The organism is Xanthobacter pollutisoli (genome assembly GCF_040044995.1).
GTDB lineage: Bacteria > Pseudomonadota > Alphaproteobacteria > Rhizobiales > Xanthobacteraceae > Xanthobacter.
In genome coordinates, this window is sequence record NZ_JBDZDP010000015.1 from 1 (window position 1) to 10,854 (window position 10,854).

A 10,854-nucleotide genomic window follows, 5' to 3' on the forward strand; every position below is an offset into this window, starting at 1 on the left:
CGACAGCTACCTGCGGTGGTATCACCTCGCCGTCCTCCCGCGCGCTCCTTCACCCCGCGCGGTCCTCGCCGCAGCCGGGGGAATGCTGAGTGTTAGACCTGCGTGCATAGCTAATGCTAATTGAGCCGCTCGATTTGATCATGGCGGCGATGGGCAGGATGGTCAGCACCGTGCCCGAGCCGTAGCCGGCGGCGGTGAGGCCCACCGCGAGGCCGCGGCGATCGGGGAACCACTTCAGCGCGGCGTTGACGCAGGTGGCGTAGACGCAGCCGACACCGACGCCGCCGACCGCAGCCGCCACGTAAAGGGCGGTGAGCGAGGTGGCATAGGAGTTCAGCACCCAGCTGAGGCCGGTGAGCAGGCCGCCCACCATCACCATCACCCGCGGGCCGTACTTGTCGATGAAATAGCCCTCGATGGGCGTCAGCCACGTCTGCACCACCACGAAGACGGTGAAGGCGATCTGCACGGAGGCGCGCGTCCAGCCATGCGTGCTGACGATCTCCGGAACGAAGAGCGTCCATGAATATTGAATGTTGGCGGCAGCCACCATGCAGACGACGCCGGCGATCAATTGCAGCCAGCGATTCGTCGCCGGTGCTTTTACTGCAGTATCAACCATCTCTTCCTACCCCTTGAGACCTTTTTTGTGTGTTATCTGATGAACCGCCCCACCCTCTTTTGTCCCTCGTGAGGCAGCGGATTTTCGACGGCTGGCGTTCGCCCTCCCGTCAGACGGCACCGGCGGCACGCATGCCGGCGATCTCTTCAGCGGTGAAGCCCACGCTCGCGAGCACCTCGTCGGTGTGCTCTCCGAGCAGCGGCGCGCGCTCCACCGGAACCTCGCTCTGCGACAGCGCGATGGGCGAGCCCACAGTCACATAGGTGCCGCGCTCGGGATGGGGCACCTCCACCAGGAACCCGCGGTCGTAGAGCGCGCGGTCGCGGAGGATGTCGGCGGTGGAGAGCACCGGGCCGCAGGGCACGTCGATGGCGTTGAGCGCCTCCATCACCTCGAACTTGGTACGCCGTGCCGTCCACCGCTCGATGATCTCGAAACACTGGTCGAGCCGCTGGGCGCGGGCCTCGTGGGACGCGAATTTGGGATCGTCGATAAGGTCCTTGCGGCCCACGAGCCGCATCAGCGGCGCCCAGCCCTGGGGCTGGATGATGACGTAGCAATAGTCGTTCTCGCCGCCGGGGGCGCAGCGCAGGGCCGCGCCGGGCTGGCCGCCGCCGGAGCAATTGCCCGCGCGCGGCACCCACTCGCCGGTGGGGGCGCCGGGATATTCGGTGAGGGGTCCCGCCTCCAGCCGCTGCTGATCGCGCAGCTTCACCCGCAGCAGGTTCATGACGCAGTCCTGCATGGCGACATCCACCCGCTGGCCCTCGCCCGTCATGGTGCGCTGGAACAGGGCGGCGAGGATGCCGGCGACGCAGTGGATGCCGGTGCCGGTGTCGCCCACCTGCGCGCTCGAAGCGGTCGGCGGGCCGGAGCGCCATCCGGTGGTGCTCATGGCACCGCCCATGGCCTGGGCGATGGTTTCATAGGCCTTGGCGTCGATGCCCGAGGCTTCGGCGAAGCCGCGAATGGACGCATAGATCAGGCGCGGGTTGCGGGCGCGAACGGCGTCATAGCCGAAACCCTGGCGCTCCAGCACGCCGGGGCCGAAATTCTCCACCAGGACGTCGCTCGTCTCGATGAGACGGTTCAGCGCCTCCTGGCCCTGGGGAGTCTTAATGTTGAGGGTGACGCTCTTCTTGTTGGCGTTGAGCATCGTGAAATAGAGGCTGTCGACGTTGGACTTGTCGCGCAGCTGCGAGCGCGTGATGTCCCCGCGCCGCGGCATCTCGACTTTGATGACGTCCGCGCCCAGCCACGCAAGAAGCTGCGTCGCCGAGGGGCCGGACTGCACGTGCGTCATGTCCAGGACGCGCACGCCGTCAAGCGCCTTGCCCATGCACCCACTCCCGGAATTTCCTGCCCTAATCTTGCGGGATGCCGGTCTGCGCCGGCTTGGACTGACCCTGAGGGTGTGGCCCGTGGCATATCGGGTATTGAATTACGTATGCCAGATACAGAACTGTAACACTCTCCCCGCCCCGTCGCAATTGGTTTAAGCGACGGAGCGTCAGCCTTCGTCATCGCGCACTGTCAGCGCAGCGCGGCGAGCCCGGCTTCGAGAGCGCCGCCGGCCGTCTCCGGCAAAGGCGTCGCCTCGGTCTCCTTGAGGAAATGGCGCATCAGGTCGGTGGCGCTGATGACGCCCACCAGGGCGTAATTCTCGATCACCGGAAGGTGGCGCACCTGATGTTCCACCATCAGCCGCAGCACGGTCTCCATGCTATCGGAGAGGGCGCAGGAGATGACCTCCCGTTTCAGGAACGTGGCAAGCACCACCTTGGGCGTGTTCGCACCGTGCTCCAGCACCGCGCGCGTCACGTCACGCTCGGAAAAGACGCCCACCACCGTATTGCCTTCGGTGCGGCAGACATCCTTGACGATGACGGAGGAAATATTCTCCCGCTTCATCACGAGCACGGCGTCCGCCACCGTCTCGTGCATGCGCAGGGTGATGATGCGGGTGTCGCGCTTCTCCCGCAGGATATCGTCCACGGTGATCATTGGCTGTCCTCCCCCGGCGCTTTGGTGCGCCGTCCGGGCGGGGCTTTGCTGAAATGCACCCCGTCTCCGCCAACAATGCTGGTATTCAGAATACATTCTGTCAACGCAGATGGTGGTACCCCCGCCAAGAACACTTTTGCATTGCAGCAATTCGATCCATCCCTGCGGCAATGCTTGCCCTCTAGCGCGGGGCGCGCATCTGATATGATGTATTTGGTCCGCAAGGGGGGAATCACCGAACCCGCCTGCCCGCCAAGAGCCTAAGGCGAAGGGGTGCGATGACGTACCAGGATATCAACGTGAAGCCGATCGAGACGGAATCGAGCTTCCGGATGAAGGCTTACAAGGCGCTGAAGGCGGCCATCATGGAGATGGACATCTACAGCCATCCCGAGGAAATCCGCCTGGAGGAGCGCCAACTCTCCGAAAAGCTCGGCGTGTCGCGCACCCCCATCCGCGAGGCGATGACGCTTCTGGAGCAGGAGGGCTTCGTGCGCTCCGTGCCGCGGCGCGGAATATTCGTGGTGCGCAAGACCAAGCGGGAGATCATCGAGATGATCACCGTGTGGGCAGCGCTGGAGAGCATGGCAGCGCGCCTCGCCTGCGAGCGGGCGACGGAGGCCGAGATCCGGCAGCTGCGCGAAAACGTCCGCGCCTTCGCCGATCGCAACCCGGAAGAGAACGTCTCGGAATATTCCGAAGCGAACCTCGCCTTCCACAAGCTCATCATCCGAATGTCCGGCTGCGCGCTGATCGCCGAGACGACGGAGAACCTGTTTCCGCACATGCGCGGCGTGCGCAAGGTCACCATCGGCCAGGACCACCGTGCCCAGCGCTCCATCCTCGACCACAACCACATCGTCGAGGCCATCGAGAAGCGCGACGCGGATCTGGCCGAGCGCCTCGTGCGCGAGCACACCCTCGGCCTCGCCCGCCACGTCGCCGACCACGGTGAATTTCTGAACTGAGCGTCACCCGAGACCCAAAATGAAAGAGGCCGGCTCCCGAAGGCGCCGGCCTCTTTCATTTTGATGTGCGGTGCGGACGGCTCAGCCCGCCTTATGCTTCTCGATCATCTCGATGAAGCGGTCGAACAGATAGTGGCTGTCCTGCGGGCCTGGGCTCGCTTCCGGGTGGTACTGCACCGAGAACACCGGCTTGTCGGCCAGAGCGATACCGGCGTTGGAGCCGTCGAACAAAGAGACGTGGGTCTCCACCGCATTCTCCGGCAGGCTCTCGCGGTCCACCGCGAAGCCGTGGTTCATGGAGGTGATCTCCACCTTGCCGGTGGTGAGGTCCTTCACCGGATGGTTCGCACCGTGGTGGCCCTGGTGCATCTTCACCGTGCGTCCGCCCACGGCGAGGCCGATCATCTGGTGGCCGAGGCAGATGCCGAAGGTCGGCACCCCCTGCCCGATCACCTCGCGGATCACCGGCACCGCATATTCCCCCGTCGCCGCCGGATCGCCGGGGCCGTTGGAGAGAAAGACGCCGTCCGGCTTCAGCGCCAGGATCTCGTCGGCCGAGGCGGTGGCGGGCACCACCGTCACCTTGCAGCCGGCGCGGGCGAGCAGGCGCAGGATGTTGCGCTTCACCCCATAGTCCACCGCCACCACGTGGTGGCGCGGGGCATCCTGATGGCCGTAGCCGGTTTCCCAGCCCCAGGTGGTCTCGTCCCAGCCGAACCTCTGGGTGGAGGTGACGCCGGGCACGAGGTCCATGCCCACGAGGCCTGGCCAGCCGCGGGCCTCGGCCTTCAGGGCCTCGAGATCGAAGACGCCGTCCGGAGCGTGGGCGATCACCGCGTTCGGCATGCCGCCTTCGCGGATGAGCGCGGTGAGGGCGCGGGTGTCGATGCCGGTGATTCCGGGAATCCCGCGCGCCTTCAGCCAGTCGTCGAAATGGCGGGTGGCACGGTAGTTGGACGGGTCCGTCACCGCCGTGCGCAGCACCACCCCGCGCACGCCCGAGGCCGAGGCCATGGACACCGTCTCGATGTCCTCCTCGTTGGTGCCCACGTTGCCGATGTGCGGGAAGGTGAAGGTGATGATCTGCCCGGCGTAGGAGGGATCGGTGAGGATCTCCTCATAGCCGGTGATGGCGGTATTGAAGCACACCTCGCCAGCGAGGCGGCCGGCGGCGCCGATGCCGAATCCTTCGAGCACGGTGCCGTCCGCGAGGACGAGCACCGCGGTGGGCTTGGGCTCGCTCCAGCCTTCGGCGGCGGGCGCCGGCCGGACCTGATCTTGTTCGTTCGTCATGGATCGCCTAGATAGAGGCTCGCGCGCCGCGTTTCCAGCGCCACGCGCGGGAATTTGCGTGTCGCGGCCGCCGGCCGCCCGGAATGGCACCCCGGCCTTGCGGATCGCTCCGCCGCCGACGCGTCATCCCAAGGCCGGACATCGCCACAGGACCGGGCCCATTGGCCCGGGAATTGGGCCGAGAGAAAGGCCGAGGACCCGCCGGCCGGCGCGCCGCTTATCTTCGGCGAGGCAATCCGCCGGACTCACAGCTTCAACAAGGACACATGCTCCGTGCTTCGTGACGACATCACTGCGGCTCTGAAAGAGGCGATGAAGGCCCAGGACAAGCGGCGCACCGCCACGCTCCGCCTCATCAACGCGGCGCTGAAGGACCGCGATATCGAGCAGCGCGGCCACGGCAAGGACCCGCTGACCGACGACGAGCTGCGCGCGCTTCTCGCCAAGATGGTGAAGCAGCGCGAGGAAAGCTCGAAGATCTATGACGAGGCCGGCCGCCCCGAGCTCGCCGAGCAGGAACGGGAGGAGATCGTCTATATCCAGGCGTTCCTGCCGCAGCAGCTCGGCGAGGCGGAGACCCGCGCCGCCATCGCGGCGATCATCGCCGAGACCGGCGCCAAGGGCATCAAGGACATGGGTCGCACCATGGCCGTCCTGAAGGAGCGCCACGCCGGCGCCATCGACTTCGGCAAGGCCTCCGGCTGGGTCAAGGAGGCCCTCACCGCGGCCTGAGGCCCACCGTCCCCTGTGAATTGCGGGGAATAGGGGACGGCGGTCCTCTATTCTCTGCCGATGCCGCCAGGCCCCGCGCGTGCGGGGCGGCCATCGGGCCTCCGGACCCATAGCGCGCCGTTCCCGGAGACTGCCGCCGGGCCGTTTCCATCTGACCGTATCGCGCTCTAGGGTGTAGGATTGCGGCCGAGCCGGTGTCCGACTGATGCGCTTTCCGCCCGCCTTCCTCGACGAGATCCGCGCCCGCCTCCCGGTTTCGGAGGTGGTCAGCCGTCGCGTGAAGCTGAAGAAGCAGGGACGCGAGTTCGCCGGTCTCTCGCCCTTCAACGCGGAAAAGACGCCGTCCTTCTTCGTCAACGACCAGAAGGGCTTCTACCACTGCTTCTCATCCGGCAAGCACGGCGACGTCTTCGATTTCCTGATGGAGACCGAGGGCGCGAGCTTTGGCGATGCCGTGGAGCGGCTTGCCGCCATGGCCGGCCTGCCTTTGCCGCAGGAAACGCCCGAGGCGGCGGCGAAGGAGCAGCGGCGGCGCACCCTGTTCGAGGTGATGGCGCTGGCCGCCAGGCATTTCGAGGACACGCTCCAGTCCCGCCTCGGGGCGAAGGCGCGGGGCTATCTCGCGGACCGCGAGCTCGGATCGGCCACGCAGAAGCGATTCGGTCTCGGCTATGCCGCCGGCGAGCGCTTCAACCTCAAGGAGGCGTTGGGAAAGCAGGGCGTGAGCGTCGAGGACATGGTGGAGACGGGCCTCCTCATCGCCGGCGACGACATTCCCGTTCCCTACGACCGGTTCCGCGACCGGGTGATGTTCCCCATCACCGATTTGGGTGGCCGCATCGTCGGCTTCGGCGGCCGGGCGCTGGAGAAGGACGTCCCGGCCAAGTATCTCAACTCGCCGGAAACGCCGCTCTTCCACAAGGGATCGCTGCTCTACAACGGCTTTGCCGCCCGCACCGCCGCCCAGTCGGGGGCGCGGGTGATCGCCGTCGAAGGCTATGTGGACGTGATCGCCATGGTGGAGGCCGGCTTTGCCGGCGCGGTGGCGCCCCTCGGCACGGCTTTCACCGAGGAGCAACTGCAATTGCTCTGGCGCATGTCGGACGAACCGCTGCTGCTGTTCGATGGCGACAAGGCCGGCCGCCGCGCCGCGCACCGCGCCATAGACCTCGCGCTGCCCCATCTGAAGGCCGGGCGCAGCCTCGCCTTCGCCACGCTGCCGGAAGGCCAGGACCCCGACGACCTCATCCGCCGCTCGGGCCGCGAGGCCATGGAGCAGGTGCTGGCCCAGGCGCGGCCGCTGGCCGCCGAGCTCTGGGCGCGCGAGAGCGAGGCGGCGCCCCTCGACACGCCGGAGCGGCGCGCGGCCCTGGAGGCCCGCATCGGCGAAGTGGTGTCCGCCATCGCGGACGAGACCGTGCGCAAACATTACCGCGCCGATCTTCTCGGGCGCTTCAACGCGCTGCTCGCGCCGCAGGATCGGGGCCGCGGGGCGACCGGACGGCGGAACGGTGGGCGGGAAGGCTGGCAGGCGGGACCGCGGGGCCGGCGGGGGCCACCCGCCGCACCGCCGCTCGCGCCGCGCGGGCCTGAAATCGGCCGCAGCGCCCTGGTGCGCGGGCCGATGGCTGCCCTTCCGCGTAACGAGGCGTTGCTCCTCTTCTGCCTCATCAACCACCCCTTCCTGCTGGACGAGGCAGGCGAGGAGGTGTCGAGCCTGCCCTTCGCCAATCCCGAGGCCGATCGTCTGCGCCGGATCCTCATCGAGGCGCATCTGGAAGGGCTCGGCGCGGAGGCGGTGGACATTCGGCTGGATCAGGCGGACCTGGAGGCCCTGACGCGGCGCGTGAAGGCCCTTGCCAATCCGCGACATGACTGGCCCGCTTACCAAAATACCGCGGAAAGCGATGTCCGGCTCTGGTGGAATCAGCGTACGGCCTTGCATCGCAAGGCTCACGCGTTATCTAGAGAGTTGAAGGAAGCTGAGCGCAGCTTGGGCGAGGACCCGAGCGAGGCAAATTTCGCGTGGCTGAGGGACGTACGCGAGCGTCTCTCGGCAATCGAGGGAACCGAGGCCCTGGTGGAAGGGTTCGGTGCGTCCTCGGGCCGCTCGACCGTGCGCTCGCTGTGATCGGAGCCGTGCAAGCGGCACAATTCCGCCAGGAGGCGGTGGCATGGGCGGTGCCATCGAACTGGCCAACCAACGGAAGGCAGCCTACCGCATCGACCATGGGGGTTGGAAGCGCGTTCAGGCTGGTTTAACGGGATGGCGTCAAAAAAGCCGCTCCCGGGTTCTAGGGCAAAAGGTGGCGAGGCTGAAGAGCCGCGCCGCCGTTCTGCTGTTGGAAATCGGCGGGATCAGCAGGAGAAGTCCATGGCGAAGCAGTCTTCCGAAGCCACAGAGGCCCCGGAGAAGGAGACCGACGCGCCCGACGGGCCGTTGCTCGACCTGTCCGATGCCGCTGTGCGGAAGATGATCAAGAACGCCAAGCGCCGCGGCTACGTGACCTACGAGCAGCTCAACGAGGTGATGCCCTCCGAAGAGGTGACCTCCGAGCAGATCGAGGACACCCTCGCCATGCTCAACGACATGGGCATCAACGTCATCGAGGCCGAGGAAGCCGAGGCCGAAGAGGGCAGCGAGGAAGCCGAGACCACCGACGAGGCGGAAGAGAGCGAAGGCGGCGAGCTGACCGAGGCAGCGCCGCGCGCCGTCGCGCGCTCGGAGACCAAGTCCGAGCCGGCCGAGCGCACCGACGACCCGGTACGCATGTACCTGCGCGAGATGGGCTCGGTGGAGCTGCTCTCCCGCGAGGGCGAGATCGCCATCGCCAAGCGCATCGAGGCGGGCCGCGAGGCCATGATCGCCGGCCTGTGCGAGAGCCCCCTCACCTTCCAGGCCATCATCATCTGGCGCGACGAGCTCACCGAGGGCCGCGTGCTGCTGCGCGACATCATCGACCTGGAGGCCACCTACGCCGGCCCCGAGGGCAAGAATCCGCCCGCCGCGCTCGGCGAGGAAGCGGCCCTTGCCCCCGAGGCGGGCGAGGACGGGCTTCTGGGCGACGGCGCCGGCCCCGAGGGCGAAGAGGACGACATGGAGAACTCCATGTCGCTTGCCGCCATGGAGGCCGAGATCAAGCCGAAGGTGGTGGAGACCTTCGACCGCATCGCCTCCAGCTATACCAAGCTGCGCCGGCTGCAGGACCAGAACGTCGAATCCAAGCTCAAGAACGAGACCCTCTCCCCGGCGCAGGAGCGCAAGGCGAAGAAGCTCAAGGAAGAGCTGGTGGGCGACGTGAAGAGCCTCGCCCTCAACCAGGCCCGCATCGACGCCCTGGTGGAGCAGCTCTACGAGATCAACAAGCGCCTCGTGGGGCTCGAAGGCCGCCTGCTGCGCCTGTCCGACAGCTACGGCGTGACCCGCGACGACTTCCTGAAGAACTACATGGGCTCGGAGCTCGACCCCAAGTGGGTGCTGCGCGTGTCGAAGCTCGGCTCGCGGGGCTGGAAGGGCTTCGTCGCCCACGAGAAGGACACCATCCGCGACATCCGCGGCGACATCCACGGCCTCGCCACCGAGACGGGGCTGGAGATCGCCGAGTTCCGCAAGATCGTCCAGATGGTGCAGAAGGGCGAGAAGGAAGCCCGGCAGGCGAAGAAGGAAATGGTGGAGGCCAACCTGCGCCTCGTCATCTCCATCGCCAAGAAGTACACCAACCGCGGCCTGCAGTTCCTGGACCTGATCCAGGAGGGCAACATCGGCCTCATGAAGGCGGTGGACAAGTTCGAGTACCGCCGCGGCTACAAGTTCTCCACCTATGCGACGTGGTGGATCCGGCAGGCCATCACCCGCTCGATCGCCGACCAGGCGCGCACCATCCGTATCCCGGTGCATATGATCGAGACGATCAACAAGATCGTCCGCACCTCGCGGCAGATGCTGCACGAGATCGGCCGCGAGCCCACCCCGGAGGAGCTGGCCGAGAAGCTCGGCATGCCGCTGGAGAAGGTGCGCAAGGTGCTGAAGATCGCCAAGGAGCCCATCTCCCTCGAGACGCCCATCGGCGACGAGGAGGACAGCCACCTCGGCGACTTCATCGAGGACAAGAACGCCATCCTGCCCATCGACGCCGCGATCCAGAGCAATCTGCGCGAGACGACGACCCGTGTCCTCGCCTCGCTCACCCCGCGCGAGGAACGCGTGCTGCGCATGCGCTTCGGCATCGGCATGAACACGGACCACACCCTCGAGGAAGTGGGCCAGCAGTTCTCCGTGACGCGCGAGCGCATCCGCCAGATCGAGGCCAAGGCGCTGAGGAAGCTCAAGCACCCGAGCCGGAGCAGGAAGCTCAGGTCCTTCCTGGACAATTGAGCGGCACGGTCTCTCCACTTTCGAAAACGGCAGGCTTCGGCCTGCCGTTTGCGTTTGGGAGCCGGGCGGAACGATCTCGCGCCCGTGTCATTGTCCTGATGTGACCGCGCGAACGCACGCCGGTTTTGCGGGCCTGCCCCACGGCGCCCGCTCCCAATTCATCAAAGATGGAGGCGAACATGCCAGGTCCCCTGGACGGCAAGCGCATTCTCATTCTGGCGACCAACGGCTTCGAGCAGTCCGAGCTCGAAGTGCCCCGCGACCGGCTGAAGGAGGCCGGCGCAAAGGTCGATGTGGTCTCGCCCGAAACCGGCGAGATCAAAGGCTGGGACAAGAAGGACTGGGGCCGTCCGGTGACGGTGGACAAGCCGCTCTCGCAGGCGCGTGAGGCGGATTACGACGCCATCGTCCTCCCCGGCGGCCAGATCAACCCCGACCTGCTGCGGGTCAACAAGGACGCGGTTGCGCTGATCAAGTCCTTCTACGATGCGGGCAAGACGGTGGCCGCCATCTGCCACGCGCCGTGGCTGCTGGTGGAAGCGGGCATCGCCAAGGGCAAGCGCATGACCTCCTACACGTCCATCCGCACGGACGTGGAGAATGCCGGCGCCCGCTGGGAGGATTCTTCCGTCGTCACCGACGCCGGCGTCATCACCTCCCGCAACCCCGGTGATCTGGAAAACTTCAGCCGCAAGATCATCGAGGAAGTGCGCGAAGGAAAGCACGAGCGCCGCGCGGCGTAAGGCGCGCCTATTCGTGCCTCCTGAAGCCGGCTGCTGCCGGAGCGTCATCGCCCGGCTTGTCCGGGCGATGACAAGCAGACATGACAAGCCTCGTGCCCCGGACGCATGGAGCGGCAG

8 protein-coding genes and 1 pseudogene are annotated in these 10,854 nt (G+C 66.7%); 5 read left to right on the forward strand and 4 right to left on the reverse strand.

Annotated features, from left to right (window positions below):
- Positions 1-124: 124 nt before the first annotated feature.
- The 3 genes and pseudogenes from ABLE93_RS20850 to ABLE93_RS20860 all read right to left on the reverse strand — a co-directional run.
- A pseudogene (locus tag ABLE93_RS20850) lies at positions 125-622 on the reverse strand (MFS transporter); the annotation flags it as partial.
- A gap of 109 nt (positions 623-731) precedes the next feature.
- Positions 732-1,961 (reverse strand): formyl-CoA transferase, encoded by a 1,230-nt coding sequence (frc, locus tag ABLE93_RS20855; protein ID WP_348841751.1) that lies wholly within the window; start codon positions 1,959-1,961, stop codon positions 732-734.
- Between the two features lie 194 nt (positions 1,962-2,155).
- The gene (locus tag ABLE93_RS20860) at positions 2,156-2,626 is read right to left on the reverse strand and encodes a CBS domain-containing protein (protein WP_348841752.1); all 471 of its coding nucleotides are present in this window, start codon (positions 2,624-2,626) and stop codon (positions 2,156-2,158) included.
- 278 nt (positions 2,627-2,904) lie between these two features.
- On the opposite strand from ABLE93_RS20860, the gene ABLE93_RS20865 reads away from it, so the two are divergent.
- Positions 2,905-3,594 carry a GntR family transcriptional regulator gene (locus ABLE93_RS20865; RefSeq protein ID WP_348841753.1) on the forward strand — a complete coding sequence of 230 codons (690 nt, stop codon included), beginning with the start codon at positions 2,905-2,907 and terminating at the stop codon, positions 3,592-3,594.
- Between the two features lie 81 nt (positions 3,595-3,675).
- On the opposite strand, the gene carA is transcribed toward ABLE93_RS20865, so the two are convergent.
- A complete protein-coding gene (gene carA / locus ABLE93_RS20870; RefSeq protein ID WP_348841754.1) occupies positions 3,676-4,887 on the reverse strand; it encodes a glutamine-hydrolyzing carbamoyl-phosphate synthase small subunit in 1,212 nt (403 codons plus the stop codon).
- Between the two features lie 273 nt (positions 4,888-5,160).
- Here carA and ABLE93_RS20875 point away from each other — a divergent pair, with 273 nt between their 5' ends.
- The 4 genes from ABLE93_RS20875 (at position 5,161) to ABLE93_RS20890 (ending at position 10,737) form a co-directional block, all read left to right on the forward strand.
- Positions 5,161-5,619 carry a GatB/YqeY domain-containing protein gene (locus ABLE93_RS20875; protein WP_348841755.1) on the forward strand — a complete coding sequence of 153 codons (459 nt, stop codon included), beginning with the start codon at positions 5,161-5,163 and terminating at the stop codon, positions 5,617-5,619.
- 205 nt (positions 5,620-5,824) lie between these two features.
- A complete protein-coding gene (dnaG, locus tag ABLE93_RS20880) occupies positions 5,825-7,750 on the forward strand; it encodes a DNA primase (RefSeq protein WP_348841756.1) in 1,926 nt (641 codons plus the stop codon).
- Positions 7,751-7,993: 243 nt separating this feature from the next.
- The gene (gene rpoD, locus ABLE93_RS20885) at positions 7,994-9,994 is read left to right on the forward strand and encodes an RNA polymerase sigma factor RpoD (protein ID WP_348841757.1); all 2,001 of its coding nucleotides are present in this window, start codon (positions 7,994-7,996) and stop codon (positions 9,992-9,994) included.
- 179 nt (positions 9,995-10,173) lie between these two features.
- The gene (locus ABLE93_RS20890; RefSeq protein ID WP_348841758.1) at positions 10,174-10,737 is read left to right on the forward strand and encodes a type 1 glutamine amidotransferase domain-containing protein; all 564 of its coding nucleotides are present in this window, start codon (positions 10,174-10,176) and stop codon (positions 10,735-10,737) included.
- The last annotated feature ends 117 nt before the right edge of the window (positions 10,738-10,854 follow it).